At 73.1% G+C, this 24,386-nt stretch carries 25 protein-coding genes and 1 pseudogene; 13 read left to right on the forward strand and 13 right to left on the reverse strand.

The genetic code is table 11. The features are described 5' to 3' along the window. Positions 1-18: 18 nt before the first annotated feature. From AB0K37_RS20140 to AB0K37_RS20160, 5 genes are all read right to left on the reverse strand, one after another. Positions 19-942, reverse strand: a complete 924-nt coding sequence (locus AB0K37_RS20140; RefSeq protein WP_363983169.1) for an alpha/beta hydrolase — start codon at positions 940-942, stop codon at positions 19-21. Next, positions 942-2,276 (reverse strand): acyltransferase, encoded by a 1,335-nt coding sequence (locus AB0K37_RS20145; protein WP_363983100.1) that lies wholly within the window; start codon positions 2,274-2,276, stop codon positions 942-944. The genes AB0K37_RS20140 and AB0K37_RS20145 overlap by 1 nt, the downstream gene beginning before the upstream one ends. Beyond that, entirely contained in the window at positions 2,269-3,216 is a 948-nt protein-coding gene (locus AB0K37_RS20150; RefSeq protein ID WP_363983103.1) for an alpha/beta hydrolase, read from the reverse strand. Before AB0K37_RS20150 ends, AB0K37_RS20145 begins: the two co-directional genes overlap by 8 nt. A 151-nt stretch (positions 3,217-3,367) precedes the next feature. Beyond that, on the reverse strand, positions 3,368-4,033 hold the full coding sequence (locus tag AB0K37_RS20155) for a response regulator transcription factor (RefSeq protein WP_345178654.1): 666 nt from the start codon (positions 4,031-4,033) through the stop codon (positions 3,368-3,370). Further along, positions 4,030-5,307, reverse strand: a complete 1,278-nt coding sequence (locus AB0K37_RS20160; protein ID WP_363983107.1) for a sensor histidine kinase — start codon at positions 5,305-5,307, stop codon at positions 4,030-4,032. The genes AB0K37_RS20155 and AB0K37_RS20160 overlap by 4 nt, the downstream gene beginning before the upstream one ends. 83 nt (positions 5,308-5,390) lie before the next feature. Here AB0K37_RS20160 and AB0K37_RS20165 point away from each other — a divergent pair, with 83 nt between their 5' ends. Further along, the gene (locus AB0K37_RS20165; RefSeq protein ID WP_363983110.1) at positions 5,391-6,419 is read left to right on the forward strand and encodes a PHP domain-containing protein; all 1,029 of its coding nucleotides are present in this window, start codon (positions 5,391-5,393) and stop codon (positions 6,417-6,419) included. Positions 6,420-6,422: 3 nt separating this feature from the next. Here AB0K37_RS20165 and AB0K37_RS20170 read toward each other — a convergent pair whose 3' ends face one another. Then, positions 6,423-7,085: a hypothetical protein gene (locus tag AB0K37_RS20170; protein ID WP_363983113.1), complete on the reverse strand. Its 663-nt coding sequence runs from the start codon at positions 7,083-7,085 to the stop codon at positions 6,423-6,425. 180 nt (positions 7,086-7,265) lie between these two features. Between AB0K37_RS20170 and AB0K37_RS20175 the strand changes: the two genes are divergently transcribed. Beyond that, complete coding sequence (locus tag AB0K37_RS20175; RefSeq protein ID WP_363983116.1) at positions 7,266-8,117, forward strand: helix-turn-helix transcriptional regulator; 852 nt, start codon at positions 7,266-7,268, stop codon at positions 8,115-8,117. A gap of 21 nt (positions 8,118-8,138) precedes the next feature. Then, on the forward strand, positions 8,139-8,363 hold the full coding sequence (locus AB0K37_RS20180; RefSeq protein WP_363983119.1) for a DUF397 domain-containing protein: 225 nt from the start codon (positions 8,139-8,141) through the stop codon (positions 8,361-8,363). A gap of 4 nt (positions 8,364-8,367) precedes the next feature. Here AB0K37_RS20180 and AB0K37_RS20185 read toward each other — a convergent pair whose 3' ends face one another. Together AB0K37_RS20185 and AB0K37_RS20190 are read right to left on the reverse strand one after the other, a co-directional pair. Beyond that, positions 8,368-9,369, reverse strand: a complete 1,002-nt coding sequence (locus AB0K37_RS20185; RefSeq protein WP_363983122.1) for a PHB depolymerase family esterase — start codon at positions 9,367-9,369, stop codon at positions 8,368-8,370. 9 nt (positions 9,370-9,378) lie between these two features. Beyond that, on the reverse strand, positions 9,379-10,707 hold the full coding sequence (locus AB0K37_RS20190) for a tannase/feruloyl esterase family alpha/beta hydrolase (protein WP_363983125.1): 1,329 nt from the start codon (positions 10,705-10,707) through the stop codon (positions 9,379-9,381). Between the two features lie 261 nt (positions 10,708-10,968). Here AB0K37_RS20190 and AB0K37_RS20195 point away from each other — a divergent pair, with 261 nt between their 5' ends. The 5 genes from AB0K37_RS20195 to AB0K37_RS20215 all read left to right on the forward strand — a co-directional run bounded on the left by AB0K37_RS20195 (position 10,969) and on the right by AB0K37_RS20215 (position 15,639). Continuing rightward, positions 10,969-11,742 (forward strand): ABC transporter ATP-binding protein, encoded by a 774-nt coding sequence (locus AB0K37_RS20195; RefSeq protein ID WP_363983128.1) that lies wholly within the window; start codon positions 10,969-10,971, stop codon positions 11,740-11,742. Then, positions 11,729-12,421: an ABC transporter ATP-binding protein gene (locus AB0K37_RS20200; protein WP_363983131.1), complete on the forward strand. Its 693-nt coding sequence runs from the start codon at positions 11,729-11,731 to the stop codon at positions 12,419-12,421. The genes AB0K37_RS20195 and AB0K37_RS20200 overlap by 14 nt, the downstream gene beginning before the upstream one ends. A 10-nt stretch (positions 12,422-12,431) precedes the next feature. Beyond that, positions 12,432-13,670, forward strand: a complete 1,239-nt coding sequence (locus tag AB0K37_RS20205) for an ABC transporter substrate-binding protein (RefSeq protein WP_363983134.1) — start codon at positions 12,432-12,434, stop codon at positions 13,668-13,670. Between the two features lie 12 nt (positions 13,671-13,682). Beyond that, positions 13,683-14,543: a branched-chain amino acid ABC transporter permease gene (locus AB0K37_RS20210; protein ID WP_363983137.1), complete on the forward strand. Its 861-nt coding sequence runs from the start codon at positions 13,683-13,685 to the stop codon at positions 14,541-14,543. A 106-nt stretch (positions 14,544-14,649) separates the two neighbouring features. Beyond that, a complete protein-coding gene (locus AB0K37_RS20215; RefSeq protein WP_363983140.1) occupies positions 14,650-15,639 on the forward strand; it encodes a branched-chain amino acid ABC transporter permease in 990 nt (329 codons plus the stop codon). Positions 15,640-15,744: 105 nt separating this feature from the next. On the opposite strand, the gene AB0K37_RS20220 is transcribed toward AB0K37_RS20215, so the two are convergent. Then, positions 15,745-16,275: an ester cyclase gene (locus AB0K37_RS20220; protein WP_363983143.1), complete on the reverse strand. Its 531-nt coding sequence runs from the start codon at positions 16,273-16,275 to the stop codon at positions 15,745-15,747. A gap of 157 nt (positions 16,276-16,432) precedes the next feature. On the opposite strand from AB0K37_RS20220, the gene AB0K37_RS20225 reads away from it, so the two are divergent. Next, positions 16,433-17,362 (forward strand): LysR family transcriptional regulator, encoded by a 930-nt coding sequence (locus tag AB0K37_RS20225; protein WP_363983146.1) that lies wholly within the window; start codon positions 16,433-16,435, stop codon positions 17,360-17,362. A 30-nt stretch (positions 17,363-17,392) separates the two neighbouring features. Here the strand turns inward: AB0K37_RS20225 and AB0K37_RS20230 are convergent, their stop codons facing one another. Both AB0K37_RS20230 and AB0K37_RS20235 read right to left on the reverse strand, forming a co-directional pair. Further along, entirely contained in the window at positions 17,393-19,276 is a 1,884-nt protein-coding gene (locus AB0K37_RS20230) for a GAF domain-containing protein (protein ID WP_363983149.1), read from the reverse strand. Between the two features lie 11 nt (positions 19,277-19,287). Then, complete coding sequence (locus AB0K37_RS20235; RefSeq protein ID WP_363983152.1) at positions 19,288-20,076, reverse strand: 3-hydroxybutyrate dehydrogenase; 789 nt, start codon at positions 20,074-20,076, stop codon at positions 19,288-19,290. Between the two features lie 172 nt (positions 20,077-20,248). Between AB0K37_RS20235 and AB0K37_RS20240 the strand changes: the two genes are divergently transcribed. Then, entirely contained in the window at positions 20,249-21,199 is a 951-nt protein-coding gene (locus AB0K37_RS20240) for an alpha/beta hydrolase (RefSeq protein ID WP_363983155.1), read from the forward strand. A gap of 29 nt (positions 21,200-21,228) precedes the next feature. Beyond that, on the forward strand, positions 21,229-21,936 hold the full coding sequence (locus AB0K37_RS20245; protein WP_363983158.1) for a YafY family protein: 708 nt from the start codon (positions 21,229-21,231) through the stop codon (positions 21,934-21,936). Positions 21,937-21,991: 55 nt separating this feature from the next. Here the strand turns inward: AB0K37_RS20245 and AB0K37_RS20250 are convergent, their stop codons facing one another. Both AB0K37_RS20250 and AB0K37_RS20255 read right to left on the reverse strand, forming a co-directional pair. After that, entirely contained in the window at positions 21,992-22,276 is a 285-nt protein-coding gene (locus AB0K37_RS20250; RefSeq protein ID WP_363983160.1) for a hypothetical protein, read from the reverse strand. Positions 22,277-22,298: 22 nt separating this feature from the next. Beyond that, complete coding sequence (locus AB0K37_RS20255) at positions 22,299-23,057, reverse strand: L,D-transpeptidase (RefSeq protein WP_363983163.1); 759 nt, start codon at positions 23,055-23,057, stop codon at positions 22,299-22,301. 93 nt (positions 23,058-23,150) lie between these two features. Here AB0K37_RS20255 and AB0K37_RS20260 point away from each other — a divergent pair, with 93 nt between their 5' ends. Both AB0K37_RS20260 and AB0K37_RS20265 read left to right on the forward strand, forming a co-directional pair. After that, complete coding sequence (locus AB0K37_RS20260) at positions 23,151-23,840, forward strand: response regulator transcription factor (RefSeq protein WP_363983166.1); 690 nt, start codon at positions 23,151-23,153, stop codon at positions 23,838-23,840. Continuing rightward, a pseudogene (locus AB0K37_RS20265) lies at positions 23,830-24,386 on the forward strand (two-component sensor histidine kinase); the annotation flags it as partial. The gene AB0K37_RS20260 and the pseudogene AB0K37_RS20265, both read left to right, overlap by 11 nt.

Genomic DNA, 24,386 nt, shown 5'->3' on the forward strand with positions numbered 1-24,386 from the left:
GGAAGTGCTCAAACCGGGTCAGTCGGGGGTCACCGCGGAGGCGCGTCCGAGCGCGATGTCGGTGAGGTTGCGCAGCGACGCCGTGCCCGGGGCGAGGTAGTCGCTGTGGCCGCCGTGCCCGGCGTCGAAGACCCGGGCGCCGAACCTCGCGGAAACCGGGTCGGGACCGAGCCCGAGCCCGAGGAACCGCACGTGCGGGACGTCCTCCATCCAGTCGGTCGAGCCACGTCCCGCCCAGACGCGGGCCGACCCGCCCAGCCTGGACGCCGACCACGCGGTCGTCCCCGGGCTGCCGTAGAGGGCGATGTCGGTGACCTGCCTCCAGGCGGCGCCGTCGGGGCCGCCCAGGGCGGCCCGGCCGCAGACCACCGAGCCGTAGCTGTGGCAGAGGAGGCCCACGCTCGCGCCCGGGTTGACCTGGTGGACGCCCTTCATGAATTTGCGGAGCTGGACGGCGCCTTCGGCGGCCCGCTCGGCGGTGAGGACGTCGCTGCTGAACGTCTTGGGCGCCGCGTAGCCGAGCCAGGCGACGACCGCCAGGCCGGGCTGGGGCGACAGGGAGCGGGCCTGCTGGTAGACGGCGCGTGCGCCCCCGCCGGGCGTCGACCAGGGTTTGCCGCCTCGCTTGTCGAACGCGGACAGCGTGGTGTCCGCGCCGGGGACGAGCACCGCGACGCGCCGTGCCCGGGTGAGGTCGCCGACGACCTCGATGGCCCGCCCGCGGCCGCGCGGGTCGAAGTAGAGGAACCGGCGTCCGGGCTGGAGGAACGCGCCCAGCGCTTTCCGCCGGTCGGTGTCGCCGAGCTTCTCCGCGGTCTTGAGGGCCTCCTCGATGGAGCGGCGCTCGGCGGCGTACCGGACGTCCAGCGTCGACGGCGCCATCCTCGGGACCGCGACGGGCGCCGCGTAGGGGTCGGCATGGCCCGTCCCGGCGGTCGTCATCAGCACCACCCCGATGGACGCGGCGGCGGCGGTGGCCCGGCGGAGGCGGCGGGCGTGCCGTCGCGCGGGGCGCGGCGCGGTCGTCGTGAGGTGCGGCGGCATCGGCGCCTTTCTACCATCGAAGATCGTTCAGCGTGGGTCGGGCTCACCCCCCGGTGGATCAGGAGACGCCTCTGGAGAAGTACGGGCCGGGGAGCGGGTTGGTTCCCCGCGATCGTGTCCCGCGCGTGCCGCCGCGGTCTCGGGAACGCGGCGGCCAGTGCCCCGCCGGCGGCGAGCGCGCCGCCGGAGGCGACCAGCCACGCGAGGCGCTCGGCGATCCATTCCGGCTGGTCGGGAACGGTGTGCAACCCCTTCAGGCTACCGAACGCGAACAGTGCGCCCATGGTGACGGTGAGCAGTGCGGTCTGGTGCCAGAGGTAGATCGCCATCGCGGAGCGGTTGGCCGCCGCGACGGCCGATCGCGCCCGGGCGTGTCGCGTCCAGCGGGTCAGGGGTCCGTGCAGCAGCGTCGCGAGGCCCGTCTGGGCGAGGCCGAACGCGACCGCCGCCAGCGTCGGCGGGCTGAGGTTGGAGACCGCGGCGCCCGGGACGCCGACCATGCTCGCCGGGTATCCGGCCGACAGGACGAGCAGCGCGGTCGCCGCTGTGCCGCCGCCCAGCAGCGCGAGCCCGGCCCCGCGGGACCGCAGCGCTCCGTTCGCCCAGCCCACCCCGAGGTAGAACGGCAGGAGCCAGGCGGTGAGGACGGTGGCCCAGCCCGTCCAGCCGGGCGCGCCCAGGGCGAAGCGGCCGAGGTCGATCCCCGCGGTCGCGGCGACCAGGAGCGCCGCTCCGGCGAGCCCGAAGCGGGTCCAGGCGGCCGCGATGAGCGGGGTGAACGCCGTCAGCACCACGTAGACGCAGAGGAACCACAGCGGGCTCAGCACCAGTTCGATCAGCGCGCGGACGCTGCTCTCCGGAAGACCGGCGCGCGGCAGGGCCGCGGCGGCCGCGACCCAGACGATCGCCAGGGCCGGGAGGGGTCGGGCGAAGCGCGCCAGGCGCCGCCGCATGCGGCGGCTCCAGGGTTCGCCGGGGCGCAGGCTCTTCGCCGCCGAGTAGCCGCCGACGAGGAAGAACACGGCGAGCGTCTGCAGGACCCAGGTGAGGGGCGCCAGTTCGGGCATCGCCTTGAGCGGGCTGGCGACGTGGAGCCGGCGGCCAGGGGAGTCCACGACGAGCGCGGTGACGAGCCAGTGGCCGAGGACGACGCCGAGGATCGCGAAGGCGCGCAGGGCGTCCACGGCCCTGTCTCTGCCCCCGTCGCCGCCGCGGCTCCGGTTTTCAGGCACGGGTGACCTCCGCGTCGCGCCCGAGGGCGATCAGGGCGAGGTTGCGCAGCGCGAGGGAGCCGGGCTTCAGGTAGCCGCTGTGGGGACCCGTCCCGGCGTCGAAGCGCAGGGCGCCGAAGCCGGGCGAGACGGGATCGGCGCCGAACCCCAGCCCGGCGAACCGGACGTGGGGGACGTACCGCACCCAGTCGCCCTTCGCCCGGCCCGCCCAGACCCGCGCCGACGTCCCGAGGTCGGAGACGTGGCGCAGGGTGGTGCCGGGGCTGCCGAACAGGACGATGTCGTCCACCGGCAGGGGCGGCAGGCGCCGGGCGGCCCTGCCGCAGACCACCGAGCCGTAGCTGTGGCAGAGCAGGGCGAACCGGGCCCGCCCGTTCACCGCGTGCACGCCGGCGAGGAGGCGCTGGAGACCCCGCGCGCCCTTCTCCGCACGTCCGCTGGTCAGGGCGCCGGCGCTCAGCGTCGAGGGGGAGTCGTAGCCGAGCCAGGCGATGACGGCGATCCGCGCGCCGGGCGCGGCGGCGCGGGCCTGCCGGTAGAGCGCCCGGCTGCCGCCGCCGACGAACTTGGGCGAGTCGTAGTTGGCCAGCGAGTTGTCCGCGCCGGGCACGACCACCGCGATCCGGTCGGCGTGCCGGAGGTCGCCCAGGACCTCCACAGCGCGCCCGTCGCCTCGCGCGTCGAACGACAGGAACCGCCGGTCCGGCCCCGCGAAGGCGGACAGGGCCCGTGCCCGCCCCTCGTCATGGACGCGCGCCGCGGTGGCCAGGGCGCGCGTGATGTCCCGGCCGGCCGCCTGGAAACGGGCGTCGAGGGCCGACGCCGACAGTGCGGGGGCCGGTGCCGGCGGCGCGTACACCTCGGCGTGCCCCGCGGCGGCCGTCGAGCCGGCCGCGGCCAGCACCGAGACGGCGGCGACGGTCCTGCGAACGCTGGGCATCCGGGGGGTCCTTCCTGGTCAGTGGGGTGGAGCACTGATCAGGAAGGTAGGAATCAGACGTGTCAGCGCACATCGGCCGACGGTGCCGTTCCGTGCCGTGCGCCCCCGGTATGACGGGATGAGCCCCCGGTATGACAGGACGCGGCCGGCGTCAGTCGCCGGGCCGCACCAGCCCCACCTCGTAGGCGTAGACGATCGCCTGCGGGCGGTCGCGCAACCCGAGCTTCATCAGGATCCGCCCGAAGTGCGTCTTGACGGTCTGCTCGGCGACGACGAGCCGCCCGGCGATCTCGCCGTTGGACAGGCCGCGCGCCACCAGCGCGAGCACCTCGGTCTCCCGCTCGGTCAGCTCCTCCAGCCGCTTGCGGGACGGCGCGCGCGGGCCCCCGAGCCGGGAGAACTCCGCGATGAGCCGCCGCGTGACCGACGGGGACAGCAGCGCGTCGCCCGCCGCCACCACCCGCACCGCGTCGGCGAGCTCGGTCGCGGACGCGTCCTTGAGCAGGAACCCGCTGGCGCCGGCCCGCAGCGCCTCGTAGACGTAGTCGTCCAGGTCGAACGTCGTCAGCATGAGGACCTTGGGGGCGCCGTCCCCGGCGCCGGCGAGCAGCCGGCGGGTCGCCTCCAGGCCGTCCATGACCGGCATCCGGACGTCCATCAGCACCACGTCGGGACGCACCTCGGCGACGCGGCGCAGCCCCTCCGCGCCGTCGGCGGCCTCGCCCGCGACCTCGATGTCGGGCTGGGCGTTCAGCAGCACGCCGAAGCCGGTGCGCACCATGCCCTGGTCGTCGACGATCACGACCCGGATCGTCACGTCGCCTCCCGCGCCTTCACCGGCAGCGATGCGGTCACGGCGAATCCTCCCTCGGACGTGGGGCGGGCGGTCAGCTCGCCGCCCAGCGCGGCGGCCCGCTCCCGCATCCCGACCAGCCCGTGGCCGCCGCCGGGAAGCGGCGGAACGGACCCCGGGCCGCCCGCGGGCGGGCCGTTGACGACGCCGAGCCACACTATGCCGCCGTCGCAGGACGCTTCGACCTCGACGCGGGAACCGGGCGCGTGCCGCATGGCGTTGCTCAGCGCCTCCTGCAGGATCCGGTACGCGGTGAGCCCCACGCCGGGGGGCAGTCCCGCCAGGTCGCCGTCCAGCCGGGTCTCGACGCGCAGCCCGGCGCCGCGCGCGTTGCCGACGAGCTCGTCCAGCCGCTCCAGGCTCGGCTGCGGGGCGGTGTCGGCGCCGTCCTCCGCGCGCAGGACGCCGAGGATGCGGCGCAGCTCCGTCAGCGCGTCGAGCGCGGTCGCGCGGATCTCGGCGAGGTCGCGGCGCGTCTCGTCCGGGACGGTCTCGACCTTGTACGGTGCGGCCTCCGCCTGGATGGCGATCATCGACATGTGGTGCGCGACGACGTCGTGCAGCTCCCGCGCGATCCGCTGCCGCTCGGTCAGCACCGCCTCGGCGTCCTGGTGCCGCTTCTCCTGCTCGGCCAGCTCGCGCCGCGACGTCTGCCGGACGCGGACGGCGTACCCCACCGCCAGCGGCAGCAGGAGCAGCACCGACGCCCCGGCCCCCGACGCCGGATCCTTGATCCACACTCCGGCGAACGAGATGATCGCGACGCCCAGCGTGACGTCGCGCGAGCAGCGCACCGCGACCGTGTACACGGTCACGACCGCCGCGAACGAGCCCGCCGGGACGTAGGGGACGGTCAGCCAGTCGCCGACGTCGATCAGCGCCATCGCCAGGAAGCTCAGCCGCCACGCGCCGAGCGGGTGCCGGTCCCGCAGCGCCAGCGGCGCCGTCACGGCGACGGCGATGAAGAACTTCGTCCCGTCGGACACGTCGAGGCCGCGCCGCATCGTCTCGGTGGTCAGCAGCGACACCGTCCCGGCGACGAGCCCGACGGTGAGGGCCAGCCCGAACAGGTTCGCGACCAGCCCGTACGGCAGCCGCCCCACGCCGATGTACCGCGTCCAGCGCAGCAGCAGGGGCCACGGCCGGTTCAGCGGCGCCGGTTCGGCCCTGCCGGTCACGGCGGCGGCGAGCAGCACGTCCCGCAGGACGCCGCGCAGCGTCAGATTCTCCCCGGACATGGCCCCAGGCTAGGGAGCCCCGGTCTCGCTCGGATGACACCGTGGTGGGACGTGCCGGGTCATACCTGGGTACGGTGCGAGGCGTGGAGCCCGTCGAAGCGCTGCGCCGCATCGCGTTCCTGCTGGAGCGCGCCCATGAGCCGACCTACCGCGTGCGGGCGTTCCGCACGGCCGCCGACCGCGCCGAGCGGACGGCCCCGGACGAGCTGGCCGGCCGCGCGCGCGACGGGACGCTCACCGCGCTGCCCGGCATCGGCAAGGTCACCGCCCTGGTGATCGAGGAGGCGCTGCGCGGCGAGACCCCCGTCTACCTGCGCCGCCTGGAGGCCACCGAGGGTGAGCCTCTGGACGAGGCCACGGCCGCGCTCCGCTCCGCCCTCAAAGGCGACCTGCACACCCACAGCGACTGGTCCGACGGCGGGTCCCCGATCCTGGAGATGGCCGAGACCGCCCGCTCCCTGGGCCACGATTACCTCGCGCTCACCGACCACTCGCCGCGCCTGAAGGTCGCGAACGGCCTGTCCGCCGACCGTCTGCGCCGCCAGCTCGACGTCGTCGCCGAGCTCAACGCCTCCCTGGCGCCGTTCCGCATCCTCACCGGCATCGAGGTCGACATCCTGGAGGACGGCGCGCTCGACCAGGAGCCCGAGCTCCTCGACCGCCTCGACGTCGTCGTCGCGAGCGTGCACTCCAAGCTCCGCATGGACCGCGTCGCCATGACCAAGCGGATGGTCGCCGCGATAGCGAACCCGCGCGTGAACGTCCTCGGCCACTGCACCGGGCGCATCGTGAAGGCCGGCGGCAGGCGCGGCGGCCTGCGTCCGGAGTCGGAGTTCGACGCGGCGCTCGTCTTCGACGCCTGCGCCGCCTACGACGTCGCCGTCGAGATCAACTCCCGCCCGGAGCGCCTCGATCCGCCGAAGCGCCTGCTGCGCCTGGCGGTCGAGGCGGGCTGCCGCTTCTCCGTCGACTCCGACGCCCACGCGCCCGGGCAGCTCGACTGGCAGCCGTTCGGCTGCGAGCGGGCCGCCCGGTGCGGGGTGCCGGCGTCGCGGGTCGTCAACGCTCTCCCCGCCGACGACCTCCTCGCCTGGACGCGCGCGAAGCTCTGACGGTCAGCACGGCCTCCGGTGGATGTGCCCGGGGAAGGAGGCGCCCTTGGCGATGATCTCCACGGGGGAGAACTCCTCCGGCGCCAGGCCCTCGAACCCGGTCTCGACGATGTCGCTGTAGAGGGACGAGGAGACGATCAGAGCCATCTCGCGGGCGGGGTCGGCGCGCAGTTCGTCCCGCAGCTCCTGCGAGTCGAGGAGCCGGGAGACGACGATCGGCGCCTGGCCCACCGCCCCGAAGAGCCCGTCGGACAGCGGACCGTGGTGCATCGCCACCCGCAGCCTGATCGGCGGCCTGCGCTCCTCGTTGAGCTCGGCCAGCGCGGCGGCCAGCGCGCGCGGATAGGACACGAGCACCAGCAGCCCGTCGGTGTCGGGCGGAAGGATCGCCATCTCGCCGTCGCCGCCGACCTGCCGCAGCCAGGCCCGCCGGTCGAGACCGGCCGCGGCCGCCGCGCTCTCCAGGACCTCGTGCAGATCGAGCTGGACCTGCTTCTGCTCCGCCGTGCTCAGCTTGCTGTAGCCCTCGATGTCGACCGCGATGAGAAAGTGATACGTCAGTCGGTCGGTCACCGGGACGGTGAACGGCACGTCCGCCGCGTCCGTCGCCGCCGTGTTCTCCGCCCCTGTGTTCGCCGCCGCCGTGTTCGCCGCTGCGCTGCTCATCCGCTACCCCGGCGGGTGACCTGGCGTTCGTAATACCCCGGTCCTCATCACACCTCTGCCTTCGGTCATGGCCGACGCGCCCACTGCCCCCTCTTCGTATGTTGCGCGCCCGCCGGCGTTCGTGCAAGGTTGCATGTAGGATTTCTTGTAACTCTGCACGAGAGTTTTCAGGAGGAGGCCATGGCGGTCCGCCAGTCGCCGTCCGTGCGGGCCCGTCAGCTCGCCCGCGAACTGCGCGGCCTGCGCACCCGCGCCGGAGTGACGATCGACCAGGTCGCCGCCGAGATGCGCTGGTCGACGGCCAAGGTCTCCCGGATCGAGACCGCCTACACCCTGATCACCGTCCCGGACCTGCACCGCCTGCTCGCCTTCTACGGGGTGGAGGAGGCGGCGGTCGAGCGCTACGTCAAGCTGGCCCGGGCCGCGCGCGAACGGGGCTGGTGGGAGACCTACGGCGAGACGCTCGGGGAGCGCTACGCCGCCTTCATCGGCCTGGAGGCCGACGCGCAGGCGATGCACTCCTACCGGGTGGCGATCATCCACGGCCTGCTGCAGACGGCCGACTACACCCGCGCCTGCATGATGGCCAACGTCCCCGCGCTGTCTCCCGGCGAGGTCGACCGGCAGGTCGAGATCCGGTTGAAGCGGCAGGCCCGGCTGCGCTCCCTCGAGGCGATGGAGCTCTTCGCCGTCCTGGACGAGGGGGCGCTGCGCCGGCGGATCGCCGACGACGCGGTGATGCGGGGCCAGCTGGAGTACCTGCTGGAGGCCGGGATGCAGTCGAATGTGAGAATTCTGGTCATTCCTTTTGACAACGGCTATCCTGGCGGGCTCACGGACTTCAGCATTCTGAAGTTCCAGGAACCCGAGTACCCGGATATCGTTTACATCGAGCAGATGGGCGGTAGTCTCATCATCGAAGATGAGAGCCAGGTCTTCCGTTTTACGAGCGCGTTCGAGAAAATTTGCGGTAATGCGCTCGACGACGCCGGTTCGCGTGACCTCATCGCGCGCATCGCCAGGGCGTACTAGTAGAACAGTGAATCTCCGTTAATGACAACGACGTCTCATGGTGCCGCCCTCGAATGGCGTAAGAGCACCCGTAGTGCCGCCGGTGACGAATGCGTCGAACTGGCCGCCGGAATTGCCGCCGGCGGCCGGGCCCCGGCCGTGCTCGTCCGCGATTCCAAGGCGCCGGCCGGAACCGTTCTCCGCTTCGGGGGCTCCGAGTTCGCCGCCTTTCTGGGGCGGGTGAGACGCGGCGAACTCGACCCGTGAGACGTCAGCCGCCGAGGGCGTGGACCATGCGCATGATGGTCTCGACCTGCTTGCCGCCCTTCATGTCGTAGGCGGTGTCGCCGCCGTAGCCCCACCAGTTCCAGCAGCCCTGCGGGTTGCCGCCCAGCCAGCTGGACGCGGTGGCCTGCGGATACAGGACGATCATGCCGTTGGTGTCGGCGTACTCGTTGAGGTGGGTCTTCGTCGCGAACGCGTTCCCGACGACGCCGCGGCCCTGCTGGCAGCCGTGCAGCGCCACCATCAGCCTGCACGTCCCCGACTGGCAGCTCGCCGGGATGTAGGCGAAGCCCGTCGCGTCCATGCTGATGGACGAGGCGCTCCCGCCCGGCGCGTAGGCGTTCTGGTCGAACTCCATGAGCGTGCCGCCCGGTGAGGACGCCGGCGAGGCCACGGACCCGAACAGGTGCCCCAGCATCGAGCGCTCCGGGTCGTCACCGCACTTGTTGATGTAGGGGGTGTAGGTGGCCGAGCAGGGGTTGGGGCCGAGCGGGCTGACCCAGGCGTGCCCGGACGGCGAGGTCTTGGTGTAGGAGACGCTGGCCCCGAAGTCCCGGTAGAAGCCGGCGAGGTCGTCGTTCACCGACTGCTTCACCGTCGAGTCGTTCGTCCCGTGGTAGATCCACACCGGGTGCCCGGACAGGTTGCCCACCGGGTCCACGCGTCCCTGCGCCGAGCGGTCGCGGGCCGTCCGCTCCAGTTCCGCGGGGTTGTCGTCGTAGAGGTCGTTCATGCACGCGAGCTGCGCGGTCGTCACGTCGCCCCGCGCGCAGTGGTAGGGCCCGGCGGTGAAGATGCCGGCGCCACGGAACGTCCCGGAGTAGGCGATGTGGAGCTGGTCGGCCATGTAGCCGCCGGACGAGACGCCGCTGACGTACGAGGCGCTGATCGAGTGGCGGGGAAGCGCGGCGGCGGCCGCGGACGCGGGCGACGCGCTGACGGTCGTTAAGGCGAGCGCGGCGGCCGCGATGAACGGGGTGGGTTTCATGGTTTTCCCCTAGCTGAGGGAGCAGGTGTTCACGGTGTCGCCCGAGGCGGGGCGGGGGAGCGTGGCGCTCTTCGGTGGCGTGGTGCCGTGCTGCGTCCAGGACTCCAGGGCCGTGAAGGCCGTGCGCATGCACGGCAGGAGCGGGCGCAGGCGGTCGGGGAAGGAGTCGTAGAGGCCGTCGACGTGGTTGGCGGCCTCCAGGCGGTAGTAGCGGTAGAGCGCCTTTCCCATGGCGCGGACGAGCTTCGCGTAGACGTCGGAGTCGGTGCCGATGGGCAGGAGCGTGTCGTAGGTGCCGTGAAGGGTGATCAGGGGCTTGCGGATGCGGCCCGTGAGGGCCACGCGGGCGACGGCACGGTGGACGCTCCTCGGACGCGCGGCGTAGTCGTAGGCGGCCTCCTCTCCCGTGTAGGCGGGGTCGAACTCCTCGCGGTAGATGCGCTGGGTGAGTCCCCAATAGACCTGGTCGTGGAACGGCCAGAGGAACTCCGAGCCGGGGGCGAGACCCGCGTTCAGGAGGGCTTTGTGGGCGGACGGGTCGCCGGTGGCCGCGTAGGACGGGTAGGCGCGCAGCACCTGCGGCAGGTAGGTGAACAGGTTCGGGCCGTCGGCGCGCCAGAGCGTGCCCTCCGCGTCGATGCCGCCGTCGTACAGCTCTGGGCGGTTCTCCAGTTGCCAGCGGACGAGGTATCCGCCGTTGGAGATCCCGGCCGCGTACGTGCGGCGCGGGGCGCGCCCGTACCGTTGCGCGACGACCTTCTTCGCGGCCCGCGTGAGCTGCGTGACCCGCTCGTTCCATTCGACGACGGCGTCGCCGGGGCGGCGGCCGTCCTTGAAGAACTCGGCGCCGCTGTTGCCCTTGTCCGTCGCGGCGTAGGCGTAGCCCTTGGCGAGCGCCCAGTCGGAGATGGTGAAGTCGTTGGCGTACTGCCGCCGGGTGCCGGGCGAGCCGGCGACGACGAGCCCGCCGTTCCACCGCTCGGGCAGGCGGATGACGAACTGGGCGTCGTGGTTCCAGCCGTTGTTGGTGTTGAACGTCGAAGTGTCGGGGAAGTAGCCGTCCAGCTGGACGCCCGGCACCCCGGACGGGTTGCGCGTCCCGGCGGCGTGCAGCCCGGCCCAGTCGGCCGGGACGGTGTGGCCCGAGCCGGCCGTCCCCGCGGTCGTGAGGTCGCCGAGGCAGGCGGCCACCTGCTTCTCCGCCCCCGGCACCGCGAGCCCGGGCGCGCAGCCGGGGCTCTGCCGCGCGTCGGCCTGCACGGCCAGGGGCGCGACCAGGGCCGCGGTGAGGGCGCCGGCCACGGTGCCGGCGGTAAGGGCGGGGCGGACGATGGGCATTCCGGCTCCTCGGGACGGACGTCAGATGCCCGCCATGGTGAGCGCCGGTTGTGACCACTGCCACGTGGCCCGCACACATATCGCGTCGACCCGCCATGTGCCCGTGGTCGTGACCTGCGCGTGATGTGGCTCACACCCGTATCCGGCCATCCGAATGTGGGTGCCGGTCACATGGTCCGGTCCGCGGGCGCCACCTAGCGTTCCCGGTCACGGCGGCCCGAGTGCGATTCGGGCCGTCCACGACGAGCGCGAGGAGGGCGCATGGGCGACCCGGACCGTAAGGCCCCGGTGCTGGCGGCGCGCGGCCTGGTCAGGGAGTTCCGCGGCTTCAGGGCCGTGGACGGCGTGGACCTCGACGTCGCCGAGGGGTCCGTCCACGCGCTGGTGGGGCCGAACGGCGCGGGAAAGACCACGCTGTTCAACCTGCTCACCGGATTCCTGAAGCCGACCGCGGGCAGCGTCCGGCTCGGCGCGCACGAGCTGGCCGGGCGGCCCCCCGAGCTGATCGCCAGACTCGGCCTCGCCCGGTCGTTCCAGATCACGAGCCTGTTCGCCGAGCTCACGCCGCGCCAGCACGTGGAGCTGGCGCTCGCCGGGCGCACCGGCCTCGGCTGGCGGTTCTGGCGCTCGGACAAGGCGCTCGGCCGCCACTCCGAGCGCGCCGCCGAACTGCTCGGGCAGGTCGGGCTGGACGAGCACGCGGACGTCCCGGCCGGGTCGCTGGCCTACGGCCGCAAGCGCGCCCTCGAACTGGCGCTGGCCCTCGCGCTGGACCCGAAGGTGCTGCTCCTGGACGAGCCGACCGCCGGCATGGGCGTCGAGGACGTCGGCCGCACCGTCGACCTCATCAAGAAGGTGCGCGACGGGCGGACCGTGGTGATGGTCGAGCACAACATGAGCGTCGTCTCCAGCCTCGCCGACCGGGTCACCGTCCTGCAGCACGGCCAGGTCCTCGTCGAGGGCCCCTACGCCGAGATCCGCCACGACCCCCGCGTCGTCACCGCCTACCTCGGAGACTCCCATGCTGCGCATTGACGGACTGTCGGCCTGGTACGGCGAGGCCCAGGCCCTGCGCGAGGTGTCGCTGCACGTCGACGAGGGGGAGATCGTCACCCTCGTCGGGCGCAACGGCGCCGGGAAGACCACGCTCCTGCGCTCCCTGATGGGGCTGCACCGGGGCGCGTCGGGCACGGTCCGGTTCCTGGACGAGGACATCTCCGGCCTGAGCCCGCACCGGCGCGCCCGGCGCGGCCTCGGCTACGTCCCCGACGACCGCGGCATCTTCGCGACGCTCTCGGTGGAGGAGAACCTCACCCTGCCGCCCGTGACGGGCCCCGACCCCTGGTCGCTGGAGCGGGTGTACGAGACCTTCCCGCGTCTGCGGGAGCGGCGCCGGTTCCCCGGGACGAAGCTGTCGGGCGGCGAGCAGCAGATGCTCGCGCTCGCCCGGGTGCTGCGGACCGGCGCCCGCCTGCTCCTGTGCGACGAGCCCACCGAGGGCCTGTCGCCGCTGATCGTCCAGCAGATCGGCGAGATCCTCCGCGAGGTCAAGGCGGCCGGGGTGACCGTCCTGCTCATCGAGCAGAACGTGCACTTCGCCGCGACCGTCGCCGACCGCCACCACCTGCTCGCCGAGGGCCGGATCGTCGAGTCCATGGACAACGACGAGGTCCGCGCCCGCGAGAGCGAACTCCTCCAGTACCTCGGAATATAGGGAGACCCCGATGAGAGTTCTCGGACGCTCGGCCGCGCTCGCGACCGCCGGAGCGCTGCTGGCCGGCTGCGCGGGCGGACCCGGCGGGGGCGGGGGGAAGATCAGCGATGACAAGCTGGTGCTGGCGGTGCTGACCGACCAGTCCGGCGTCTACGCCGACCTTTCGGGCAAGAACGCCGTCGAGGCGGTGAAGATGGCCGTCGCCGACTTCAAGGCCAAGTACGGCGGCAAGGCCGTGACCGACAAGATCGAGGTCATCTCCGCCGACCACCAGAACAAGCCCGAGGTCGCCAACTCCAAGGCCCAGGAGCTCTACGACCGCAAGAAGGCCGACCTGATCCTGGACGTGCCCACCTCGTCCGCCGCGCTCGCCGTCGCCACCGTCGCCAAGAACAAGAAGAAGCTGTTCATCGACGTCGGCGCCGCGACGACCGAGCTGGAAGGCAAGCAGTGCAACAAGTACACCTTCCACTACGGCTACAACAGCTACATGCTCGCCCACGGGACGGGCACCGGCGTCACCAAGGACGGCGGTAAGAACTGGTACATCGTCTACCCGGACTACGCGTTCGGGCAGGACATGCAGAAGACGTTCACGACGGCCATCAAGGGCGCCGGGGGCAGCGTCGTGAAGAGCGACCCGACGCCGTTCCCGAACGACAACTTCTCCACGTTCCTGCTGAAGGCCCCGGGCCTGAAGCCCAAGCCGCAGGTGCTCGGCGCCATGCAGGCCGGCGGCGACCTCGTCAACCTGGTCAAGCAGTACAACGAGTACAAGCTGCGCGACAAGGGCGTGAAGCTCGCCGCGGGCCTGATGTTCATCACCGACATCCACTCGCTCGGCTCGGACGCCCTCGCCGGGACCCGCTTCACCGACTTCTGGTACTGGAACGCCAACCCCGGCAACCGCGCCTGGGCCGACAAGTTCAAGGCGAAGACCGGCGCCCGCCCGACGGCCGTGCAGGCGGCCGACTACTCGGCGGCGCTCCAGTACCTGGAGGCCGTGCAGCGCGGCGGCACCGACAAGTCCGACGACGTGGTGAAGCAGCTCGAAGGCGCCAAGGTCAACGACGCCTTCACCTCCACCGGCACGATCCGCGCCGAGGACCACCTGCTCACCCACGACGCCTACGTCGCCGAGGTCAAGCCCAAGAGCGAGGTCAAGGAGCCCTGGGACTACGAGAAGATCGTCAGCACGATCCCGGCGGCGGAGGCGTTCCAGCAGCCCGACCCGTCCTGCTCCCTCTAGGCGGGCCGCGACGTGCTGCAACAGGCGTTCAACGGGCTGGTGGGCGGGGCTTTCTACGCCCTGCTCGCCCTCGGCCTGGCCGTCATCTTCGGGATGCTGGGCGTGGTCAACTTCGCGCACGGCGCGTTCTACATGCTCGGCGCCTTCGGCTCCTTCGTGCTGCTCGACTCCTTCGGCGTGAACTTCTGGCTCGCGCTGCTGATCGTGCCCGTCGTCCTCGGGATCGCGGGCGTGCTGCTGGAGCGGCTGTTCATCCACAGGCTCGCGCCGCTCGACCCGCTCTACAACTTCCTGTTCACCTTCGGGCTCGCGCTGATCCTCCAGGACCTGGTGAAGCGCAAGTACGGGGTGCAGTCGCAGCCCTACCCGCGCCCGTCCGCGCTGGACGGGTCGATCGACCTCGGCCTGTTCACCTACCCGACCTACCAGGTGTTCGTGCTGGCGGTGTCGGTGCTGGTGTGCGGCGCCGTGTGGGTGGTGCTGACCCGCACCCGCGTCGGCATGATCGTCCGGGCGGCGACCGAGCGGCCCGAGCTGTCGCGCGCCCTCGGCATCGACGTCGCCCGCTGGGTGACGCCGGTGTTCGGGTTCGGCATCGCGCTCGCCGCGTTCGCCGGCGTGCTCGCCGCGCCGATGCGGGCGGTCAACCCGCTGATGGGCTCCGACCTGATCATCACGGTGTTCGCGGTGGTCGTGATCGGCGGACTGGGGTCGGTGTTCGGCTCGGTCGCCGCCGGCTTCGCGGTCGGCCTCGTGTCGGCCCTCGGCAACTACTACGTCCCGTCGCTGTCGCAGACGCTGGTGTTCATCCTGATGGCCGCCGTGCTGCTGTGGCGCCCCGCCGGCCTGTTCGGACGCGAGGAGGCCCTGTGACCGCGAGAGATCCTGTGACCGCGAGAGATCCTGTGACCGCGAGAGATCCTGTGACCGCGAGAGATCCTGTGACCGCCGGAGATCCTGTGACCGCCGAGGAGATCTCGTGATCCTCTCCAAGCTGGCCGGACGGCCGGTCCTGCTGGCCGCGGGGCTCGTGGCGGCGCTCGTCCTGCCCTGGTTCGTCTACCCGCCGGTCGCCCTGGACATCGTCTGCTGGGCGCTGTTCGCGGCCGCCGTCGACCTGCTGCTCGGCTTCACCGGGCTCCTGTCGTTCGGGCACGCGGCCTTCTGGGGCGGCTCGGCGTACGCCACCGGCCTGATCGCGCTGCACTCCGGGCTGCCGTTCCCCGTGGCCGTGCTGGGCGGCGCCGCCTTCGCGGCCGCCCTCGCCGTCCCGATCGGCTTCCTGTCGGTGCGGCTGCGCGGCATCTACTTCGCGATGGTCACGCTGGCCTTCGCACAGATGGTCTACTTCATCGCCAACCAGTGGAGGGACGCGACCGGCGGCGAGAACGGCCTGCAGGGCATCCCCCGGGAGCTGTTCGGGGTGGACCTGTCCGACCCGTTCTTCTTCTACTACGCCGCGCTGCCGTTCATCCTGGTCGGGATGTTCGTCGCCTGGCGCATCGTCCGTTCCCCCTTCGGCAGGGTGCTGATGTCGATCCGCGACAACCCGAACAGGGCGCGGGCGCTCGGCTACAGCATCGACCGCTACAAGCTGCTGGCCTTCGTCCTGTCGGCGGCCCTGTCGGGCCTCGCGGGCGGCCTGTTCACCGTCGGGCACGGCTTCGCGTCCCTGCAGGGCGTGTACTGGACGACCTCGGGCCAGGCCGTGATGATGGTCGTCCTCGGCGGCATCGGCACCCTGTGGGGCGGGGCCATCGGCGCCGCGCTGATCGTGGAGCTGAACGACTACCTGGCCACCGCCGGGTTCGAGGAGACCGGGATCATCACCGGCGCGATCTTCATCGTGGTCGTGCTGCTGTTCCGCCGCGGCGTCTGGGGCACCGCCCGCGACCTCGTGGCGGCCCGCACGTCCCGCGCCCGGCCCGCGCCCGAGAACAAGGACACCAAGGTCGAGGCCTCCGTCTGACGCCCGCCCCGGCGACGACGCGCGGCGCGCCCCTCCCGAAGGGGCGGGCCGCGCGCCGTCGCGGGGCGCCGGCCGCCGGAGCGGGGGCGTACCGGCCGAGCGGCGTCAGTGGTCGACGCCCATCTGGGCCATCAGGGTCGCGTTGTCCTCGATGTGCCAGTCCTGGACGATCCTGTCGGCGCCCACCTGCTGGATGTCGATGGCGTTGAACTCGACCTTCTGGCCCGTGCCCTGCACGCCGTTGAAGGCCCCGGTGAAGTGGCCGCGGAAGACCAGCCGCGCGGTGATCTTGTCGCCGGTGACCAGGACGTCGGCGAGTTCGCAGGTCAGGTCGGGGACGGCGGCGCGGAACCCCTTCGAGGCGAACACCGGCCCCGCGGGACCCTGCGGACGTCCGGCGGGCAGGGTGTTGTCCTCGAACTCCGGGCCGACCGCGGCGTCGAGGTATTCCTGCCGGCCGGTGTTCCAGAAGGTGTACAGCCGCTGGGCCAGGTGGACTTCGAGCCGGGCGCGCTCTTCGCCGATCGAGCGGTCGACGGTGAGCGCCCCGGGCTTCACCAGGTCGGGCGAGGGGTCGACCAGCCGCCACGGCCAGGCGTGCGGGTCGGCTGCGGGGACGGCGTTGCGGAAAGACATGGTGTTGCTCCTTGGACTGGTCGGGGTCATGCCGGGATTGCGGGACCGAGTGGCAAGGCCGGGCGGTCGACGCGCTTATCGGCGACACCCCAACTCTGACCTGAACAGTGCCTATTAGTCCAAGGCTTGTTTTCTACCGAAGCGATAAATTGTGCTCATGGCAACGCTGCGGCAGCTCGAGTACCTGGTCACCGTGGTCGACACCGGCTCGTTCACCCGTGCCGCGGAACGGCTGCACGTGACCCAGCCCGCGCTCTCCCACCAGATCAGGGCCCTGGAGACCGCTTTGGGCGGCGCGCTGCTCGAACGCCTCCCGCGCTCCGTCCGGCTCACCCCCATGGGCCGTGCGGTCCTGCCGCACGCCCGCGCCGCGCTCGCCGAGGCCGTCCGGCTGCACTCCGCGGCCCGCCGCTCCACCGGGCTGGACGAGGGCGAGCTGGAGGTCGCCGTGATCTACTCCGTCAGCCTCGGCATCCTCCCGCCGGTCCTGCGCGCCTGGCGGCGGCGGCACCCGGGGGTGCGGATCCGGCTCCGCGAGTACCCGCACACCGACGACCTTCAGGCCGCGATGGCCGCGGGCCGCGCGGACCTCGCCGTCGGCCCCGCCCCGGTCGGCTGGGAAGGGCCCGTCCAGGAACTGGGCACCGAGGAGTTCGCCATCGTGCTCCCCGCGGACGACCCCCTCGCCGCGAGCCCGACCGGAACCCTCGCCCTCGCCGAGCTCGCCGGCCATGCCTGGGTGCACTACTCCCCGGAGAACGGCCTGGCCGACCTGCTCGACCGGGTCTGCGCGCAGGCGGGGTTCCACCCCCAGGCCGCCGTCCGGGCCGAGCAGACCTCCGCCGCGCTCCTGCTGGGCGCCAGCCTCGGCCCCGCCCTGGTCCCGGCCAACATCATCCCGCCGAGCTTCGACGGCGCCGCCCTCCGCGCGGATCCCCCGATCCGCCGCGTCCTGACGGCCTACACCCGCACCCGTCCCGACCATCTGACCGGCGCCTTCACCGATCTTCTGGCCCGTCAGGCCCGTGTGGCCCCGCCGCATCTCCCGGCGAGCGGTCCCTCCACGGGCCGGTCTCCGGCGCCCTAGCCGGGCATGGCGTCAGCGGGAGAGACGGTGTCAGCGGGAGAGACGGTGGAGGCGCAGGGCGAGCTGGAGTTCCAGGGCCCGCTCGGGGGTCTGCCAGTCGTCGCCGAGGAGCCGGGCGATGCGGTCGAGGCGCTGGCTCACGGTGTTGACGTGGATGTGCAGCCGCTCGGCCGTCCGCGACAGGCTGCCGCCCGTCCCGAAGTAGGCCTCCAGGGTCTGGACGAGGGCCGTGCCGCGCCGCTCGTCGTAGTCGAGGACGGGACCGAGCGAGCTTCCGAGGAAGCCCGTCACGTCGCGGTCGTCCCCGATGAGCAGGCCGACGAAGCCGAGCTCGGACGCGCCGGCGCCGTCGCCGCGGCGCCCGAGGGCCAGCAGCGCGTCGGCGCAGCGCTGCGCCTCCCGGTGCGCGGAGGCGACCTCGCCCGGGCCGCGCACCGGGCCGGCCGCGCCGACCGTGGCGGGGCCGCCGAGGGAGGCGCCGAGCTCCTTGGCGACCCGCCTCGCCGCCTCGCCCGGCCGGTCGCCCGGCAGCAGCAGGACGACCTCCTCCGCCCGCGAGGCGGCCAGCCCGTGCTCCACCGCCGCGAACGACGACGCCCAGAAGGCCGCGCGGGGCCGGTGCTCGCGGGAGTCGTACTTGGCGCACAGCACCACGTGCGGGGCGCCCAGGTCGACGCCGACGCGCCGCGCCCGCGCCGTCAGCGCCTCGGCGCCCGCCCGGCGGCCGGTCAGCAGGTCGTCCAGCAGCTCGCCGCGCACCCGGCCCTCGGCCTCGGTGGCGCTGCGCTGGAACAGCAGCAGCAGCGCGGTGACGAGCGCCGCCCGCTCCAGGATCCGCTGGTCGGCGTCGTCCACCTCGTCGGCGGTGCGCAGCACCAGCGTGCCGAGCATCTCGTCGCCGGTGGAGACCGAGGCGATCCACAGGTCGCCGCGCCTGACCGTCCGGCCCTGGGCGCGCGCGGAGTGCGCCGAGGCCGAGACGCCGCCGAGCTCGTCGTCGCCGAGGGGCTCCGGCGCGGCGCCGGTCGTCGCGAGCCTGCGTCCGTCGGCGTCCAGGACGTGCAGGGTGCCGCCCAGCAACTCGGTCACCACGGCGCCGACGTCCTCCACGCCGCCGCCCCGGACCACCACGGCGGTCATCCGGTCGTGCGCGCGCGCCGCCCGCTCCACGGCCGCGCTGCGCGCCTTGACCTCCTCGTTGGCGGCGCTCAGCTCGGTCAGGGCGGTGCGGGTCTCCTCCAGGAGGCGGGCGTTGTCGATGGCGATCGCGGCGTGCGCGGCGAGCGAGCCGAGCAGCGCCACCTCCTCCTGGTCGAACGGGCGCTGGCTGCGGTTCGCGGCCGTCAGCACCCCGATGACCCGGCTGCCCAGCCGCATCGGCACGCCGAGGATGGCGACCAGGCCCTCCTCGGCGACCGCGTCGTCGATGAACCCGCGGTGCTCGAACTGCGCGTCCCCCAGGTAGTGGGCGCTGTTGTAGGGCATCGCGGTCTGCGCTACCAGGCCGACCAGACCGGTGCCCATCGGCAGCCTGAGCCGCCGGAACGCCGCCGACACCGACCCGTCGGTCACCCGCATGTAGGTGTCGCCGCGCTCGTCGTCGTTGAGCGTCAGGTAGGCGATGTCGGCGTTCAGCAGCCGCCGGGCGCGGCGGGTGATCGCCTCCAGCACCGCGTCGAGGTCGCGCAGCCCGGCCAGGTCGCCCGCGGTGTCGAACAGCGCCGCGAGCTCGTTCTCCCGGCGGGCGTGCCGCCGCATGATCGTCCGGACCCGCAGCGCGGCGATCTTCGTGGCCTCCAGCTCCTCCAGGACGGCCGGGGGCGCGCCCTCCGCCCGCGCCTGGACGAGGGGACCCTCGAACTCGACGGGGGAGGCCTCCCGGGCCAGCAGTTCGAGGAAGACTCCGCAGGTCATACGGGTCATTCTTAGTGCGCCGTCCAGCCGCCGTCGAGTGCCAGCGACGCGCCGGTCACCATCGAGGCGGGCGGGGAGCACAGGTAGGCGACGAGCTCGGCCACCTCGTCCGGCTCGATCAGCCGCTTCACGGCCGCGTGGTCGAGCATGATCCGCTCGACGACCTCGTCCTCGGGCAGGCCGTGCGTGCGCGCCTGGTCGGCGATCTGGTTCTCCACCAGCGGCGTCCGGACGTAGGCGGGGTTGACGCAGTTGGACGTCACGCCGTGCGGGGCGCCCTCCAGCGCGATCACCTTGGACAGGCCTTCGAGGCCGTGCTTGGCCGTCACGTAGGCCGACTTGTACGGCGAGGCCCGCAGCCCGTGCACGGACGAGATGTTGACGACGCGGCCCCAGCCGCGCTCGTACATGCCGGGCAGCGCGTCCCGCACCAGCCGGAACGGCGCCTCGACCATCAGCCGCAGGATCCGCGCGAACGTGTCCGGCGGGAAGTCCTGGAGCGGCGCCACGTACTGGATCCCGGCGTTGTTGACGAGGATGTCCGCGCCGGCGGCCAGCCCGTCGAGCGCGTCCACGTCGGCCAGGTCGGCGAGCAGGGGGACCCCGCCGATCTCGGCGGCGGTCCGCTCGGCCGCGTCCCCGTCTATGTCGGCCACCACCACCTCGGCGCCCGCGGCCGCGAGCCGCCGGGCGCAGGCGCGGCCGATGCCGCTCGCGCCGCCGGTGACCAGGGCGCGCCGGCCCGCCAGGTCCAGCGTCCCCGAAGTCCCCGCGTCCGCCCGCGGTGTCACGCTCGTCATGCGCAGAACTTATGGATCGTGAGGCCGCCCTCCCATGTGGGCCGCGCACACAATCCACCGCCGGACGGTATGGGTGCGCCTGATTCGGCCGTTTCCTCCTCTCGTGTCCCGAGCGTTCGCCGGGGCGGCTACCGTTGGCCCGCACTGGCCGACCACGCCGCGAGGAGTAGGGATGCACGAGATCAGGCACCGCTTCGTCCGGTCGGACAGCGGGCTGCGCATGCACGTCGCCGAGGCGGGCGAAGGGCCCCTCGTGCTCCTCCTGCACGGCTTCCCCGAATGCTGGTACTCCTGGCGGCACCAGCTCACCGCGCTCGCCGAGGCGGGGTTCCACGCCGTCGCGCCCGACCAGCGCGGCTACGCCCGCACGGGCGGCCCCGCCGATCCCGGCCAGTACACGATCCTGCACCTGGCCGCGGACGCGGTCGGGCTCGTCGGCCCGCTCGGCGCCGACCGCGCCGTCGTCGTCGGCCACGACTGGGGCGCCCCCGTCGCCTGGGCCGTCGCCCAGATGCGCCCCGACAAGGTGCGCGGCGTGGTCGGGATGTCGGTGCCGCACCGCCCGCGGAGCGGCAGGCCGCCGGTGGAGTCCATGCGCCGCCTGTTCGGCGACGGCTTCTACATGGTGCACTTCCAGCAGCCGGATGTCCCGGAGGCCGAACTCGACCGCGACCGGGCGGCCACGTTCCGCCGCATGCTGTACGGGGTGTCGGGCGACGGCCCGTGCCCGCCGCTGATCGCCCCGGAGGGCGGCGGCTTCCTCGACGGCCTCCCCGACCCGGAGAAGCTGCCCGGCTGGCTCACCGGCGAGGACATCGCCGCCTACGTCGAGGAGTACGCGGAGAGCGGCTTCACCGGCCCGGTCAACTGGTACCGCAACCTCGACCGCAACTGGGAGCTCACCGCCGCCTGGGACCGCGCCCCCATCGGCCCGCCCGCCCTCTACATCGCGGGCGACCGCGACCTGGTCGCCGTCGGCGCCCGCGACGCCGTCGCCTCCATGCGCGACTTCGTGCCGAACCTGCGCGAGACCGTCTGGCTGTCCGGATGCGGCCACTGGACGCAGCAGGAACGCCCCGCGGAGGTCAACGAGGCCGTGATCGGCTTCCTCCGCGCCCTCTGACTGTCGGACCCGGCGCGTACGGTCGGCGCGTGAACCGCACCGACCGCTTGTACGCCCTCGTGGAGGAGCTGCGTGCCCGCGCCCCGCGGCGGGTCAGCGCGCGGGAGCTGGCCGCGCGGTACGAGGTGAGCGTCCGCACGATCGAGCGCGACATCGGCGCCCTCCAGCAGGCCGGGGTGCCGATCTTCGCGGACGTCGGCCGGGGCGGCGGCTACACGCTCGACAAGAGCCGGACGCTGCCGCCGCTGAACTTCACCCCCGCCGAGGCCGTCGCCCTCGCGATCACCCTGTCCCGGGCGAGCGGCTCCCCGTACTCCCGGGCCGCCCGCACCGCCCTCCACAAGATCGTCGCCGCGATGTCGGCCGCCGACAGCGCCTCGGCCCGCGAGCTGGCCCAGCGCGTCCGGTTCCTGACCCCCGCCGAGAAGGACGACCCGGCGTCCGTGCCGGCCGTGCTTGAGGAGGCCATCCGCACGCGCCGCGTGGTCCGCCTGACCTACGTCGACCGGACGGGCGCCGAAACCGAGCGCGACGTCGAGCCCGTCACGTTCACCGCGTCCGGCGACGGCTGGTACCTCACGGCCTGGTGCCGCATGCGGGGCGGCAGACGCGTGTTCCGCACCGACCGCGTCCGCCGCGCCGCCCTCCTGGAGGAGACGGCTCCCGAACGCCCTGTGGAGGCCATGCACGACGACATCCCGTCCGACTACACCGTCCGCCCCCTGGAATTTATCTAGAGCCTCTACGACGGCAGGCCCGCACGACGGGAGACGTGCGGGCCTGCGGTCACGGTCAGCCGGTGTAGTTCGGCACCTTGGGGATGGGCTTGCCGGAGGGCATGGGCACCGGCGCGTTGCTGGGCATCGGCCGGCCGCCGGGCCTCCGGGTCGGGGTCGGGGCCGGAGCCGGGGTGCCGGGCCGGGTGGTCGGGGCGGGGGTGCCGGCCGGGGTGGTCGGGCTGGGGGTGGCGGCCGGGTTGCCCGGCCTGGGGGTGGTGGTGGCCTCGGCGGTGGCCATGCCGGTGCCGGCCAGGCCGACGCCCAGCGCGACGGCTGCGATGAGGGTCTTCAGGTGCATCGATGTTCCTCTCGGCGTTGTTTCATTTCTTGACGACGACAGGAGTGCCGATCGCCAGGTTCTTGGCCATCCAGGTGATGTCGTCGTTGCTGACCCGCACGCAGCCGTGGCTGACCCTGCTGCCCAGCGCCGACGCCTTGTTCGTGCCGTGCACGGCGAGCTGCCCGGGGCCTCCGGCGAACGTCTTCAGCGTCGGTGAGAAGCCGCTCAGCCCGAAGGCGTACGCGCCGTAGGCGCCGTCGGGGTTCGGCGGCCGGAGCAGCTCGGTGAAGTAGAAGCGGCCGGCCGGGGTCGGGGTGCCGCCCTCGCCGGTGGCGACCTTGCCGGTGCGCAGCACCTTGCCGCCGTCGAAGACGGTGAACGTGAACGCCTTCGGGTCGATCTCCACGCGGTGGGGCGTCGACGACAGGCTGACGTCGGACGCCTTGACCCACCCGGTGCTGCCGTTGGGCCGGATCGGCAGCAGCACCTTGAGCCATTCGCCGTCCTTGGCGTCGACGAGGAAGACCCGGGTGGCGCCCATCGCGTTGGGGCTGGACAGCGTCTTCCAGGTCGCGCCGTCGCCCTTCCTCTTGTGCACGGCGATCCGGCGGCCGCGCACGGTCGCTATCTCGGCACCGCCCTGCCGCCCTGACCCCTGCGGCTCGGCGGCGGCCGCCTGCCGGCCCGCGTCGGATGGGCCGTCCCCCGAGCCGCCGTTGTCCGACGAGCCGCAGCCGGCGAGCCCGGCGATCAGTCCGGCGGCGAGCAGGGCACCGGTGTGGATCTTGACTTGGCGCATGCCGCGAGATGCTGGCCGAGGAGTGTGAAGAACCTGTGAGGCCGATGTGATGATCCCGTGGTGCCGATCATGGTTTGGCTACGCTCGGGTGCCATGTGCGCGAATGTCCTGGTCGCGGAGGACGACCCCAAGCAGGCGGAGCTGCTGCGCCGCTATCTCCTGCGCGAGGGGCACTCCGTGGTCGTGGTCCACGACGGGCGGGCCGCGCTCGACGAGGCCCGCGCGCGCCGCCCCGACCTCGTGCTGCTCGACGTGATGATGCCGGGGATCGACGGCCTCGACGTGTGCCGCGGGCTGCGCGCCGAGTCCGACGTCCCGGTGCTCATGCTGACCGCCCGCTCGACGGAGGACGACCTGCTGCGCGGCCTCGACCTCGGCGCCGACGACTACGTCACCAAGCCGTACAGCCCGCGCGAGCTGATGGCCCGGGTGCGGACGCTGCTGCGGCGCACCGGGCGGGGGAGCGGCGAGCAGGTGTACCGGGTCGGCGGCATCACGGTGGACCTCGAACGGCACACGGTCCTCGCGGACGGGCGCGAGGTCGAGTGCACGCCCGCGGAGTTCCGCATCCTGGAGGCGCTGGCCGCGCGGCCGGGCCGGGTCTTCACCCGCGCGCAGCTCCTGGAGCACCTGCACGGCTTCGACCGCTTCATCACCGAGCGCACGGTCGACGTGCACGTGAAGAACCTGCGCAAGAAGATCGAGCCGCAGCCGGGGCGGCCGGTCCGGCTGTGCACCGTGTACGGCGTCGGGTACAAGCTGGTCGGCGACCGTGCGCCATAGCCTGCTCGTCCGGCTGGTCGCCGGCTCGGTGCTGGTCGCGGTGTGCTCGATCGTGGCGACCGCGTGGCTGGCGGCGCGCGGCACGTCCGGCGAGATCCGGCAGCGGCAGGGCCGGACGCTCGCCCGCGACGCCCGGATCAACGACGCGCTGCTCGGCTACGCGGCGAGCCACCCGCGCTGGGACGGCGTCGAGGGGACCGTGCGCGAGCTGGCCCGGGAGAGCGGCCAGCGGGTCGCGCTGGCGACCGAGGGCGGCGCCCGGATCGCTGACTCGGCGCCAGGCCGGCAGCCGCTGCCGGCGCGCCCCACGGCCGTCGTCGACCCCCTCGCAGTCGACGTCTCGCTGGGGCCCGGCGCGGCCACCGACCGGATCGACGCGCGTGCGGCCGGGCCGTTCCGGCTGCCGGATCCCGAGCGGGTGCGGCTGCGCGGGGAGGTCGACGCGCAGGCGGCGTGCCTGCGCCGCGAGGGCCAGCGCGCCACGGTCGTCGTCGGGCCGGGCGGCCGCCCGTACCTGCGCCGCGAGGGCGGTCCGACCAACTCCGG

The organism is Actinomadura sp. NPDC049753 (genome assembly GCF_040674655.1).
In the GTDB taxonomy this organism is placed as follows: Bacteria; Actinomycetota; Actinomycetes; order Streptosporangiales; family Streptosporangiaceae; genus Spirillospora; species Spirillospora verrucosospora.

Bases quoted from the DNA above. Each gene is read 5' to 3' on its own strand.
- AB0K37_RS20140 (WP_363983169.1), bottom strand. From the start codon at position 942: ATGACGACCGCCGGGACGGGCCATGCCGACCCCTACGCGGCGCCCGTC.
- AB0K37_RS20150 (WP_363983103.1), bottom strand. From the start codon at position 3,216: ATGCCCAGCGTTCGCAGGACCGTCGCCGCCGTCTCGGTGCTGGCCGCG.
- AB0K37_RS20160 (WP_363983107.1), bottom strand. From the start codon at position 5,307: ATGTCCGGGGAGAATCTGACGCTGCGCGGCGTCCTGCGGGACGTGCTG.
- AB0K37_RS20170 (WP_363983113.1), bottom strand. From the start codon at position 7,085: ATGAGCAGCGCAGCGGCGAACACGGCGGCGGCGAACACAGGGGCGGAG.
- AB0K37_RS20175 (WP_363983116.1), top strand. From the start codon at position 7,266: ATGGCGGTCCGCCAGTCGCCGTCCGTGCGGGCCCGTCAGCTCGCCCGC.
- AB0K37_RS20180 (WP_363983119.1), top strand. From the start codon at position 8,139: ATGACAACGACGTCTCATGGTGCCGCCCTCGAATGGCGTAAGAGCACC.
- AB0K37_RS20185 (WP_363983122.1), bottom strand. From the start codon at position 9,369: ATGAAACCCACCCCGTTCATCGCGGCCGCCGCGCTCGCCTTAACGACC.
- AB0K37_RS20190 (WP_363983125.1), bottom strand. From the start codon at position 10,707: ATGCCCATCGTCCGCCCCGCCCTTACCGCCGGCACCGTGGCCGGCGCC.
- AB0K37_RS20195 (WP_363983128.1), top strand. From the start codon at position 10,969: ATGGGCGACCCGGACCGTAAGGCCCCGGTGCTGGCGGCGCGCGGCCTG.
- AB0K37_RS20200 (WP_363983131.1), top strand. From the start codon at position 11,729: ATGCTGCGCATTGACGGACTGTCGGCCTGGTACGGCGAGGCCCAGGCC.
- AB0K37_RS20205 (WP_363983134.1), top strand. From the start codon at position 12,432: ATGAGAGTTCTCGGACGCTCGGCCGCGCTCGCGACCGCCGGAGCGCTG.
- AB0K37_RS20220 (WP_363983143.1), bottom strand. From the start codon at position 16,275: ATGTCTTTCCGCAACGCCGTCCCCGCAGCCGACCCGCACGCCTGGCCG.
- AB0K37_RS20225 (WP_363983146.1), top strand. From the start codon at position 16,433: ATGGCAACGCTGCGGCAGCTCGAGTACCTGGTCACCGTGGTCGACACC.
- AB0K37_RS20230 (WP_363983149.1), bottom strand. From the start codon at position 19,276: ATGACCTGCGGAGTCTTCCTCGAACTGCTGGCCCGGGAGGCCTCCCCC.
- AB0K37_RS20235 (WP_363983152.1), bottom strand. From the start codon at position 20,076: ATGACGAGCGTGACACCGCGGGCGGACGCGGGGACTTCGGGGACGCTG.
- AB0K37_RS20240 (WP_363983155.1), top strand. From the start codon at position 20,249: ATGCACGAGATCAGGCACCGCTTCGTCCGGTCGGACAGCGGGCTGCGC.
- AB0K37_RS20250 (WP_363983160.1), bottom strand. From the start codon at position 22,276: ATGCACCTGAAGACCCTCATCGCAGCCGTCGCGCTGGGCGTCGGCCTG.
- AB0K37_RS20255 (WP_363983163.1), bottom strand. From the start codon at position 23,057: ATGCGCCAAGTCAAGATCCACACCGGTGCCCTGCTCGCCGCCGGACTG.
- AB0K37_RS20260 (WP_363983166.1), top strand. From the start codon at position 23,151: ATGTGCGCGAATGTCCTGGTCGCGGAGGACGACCCCAAGCAGGCGGAG.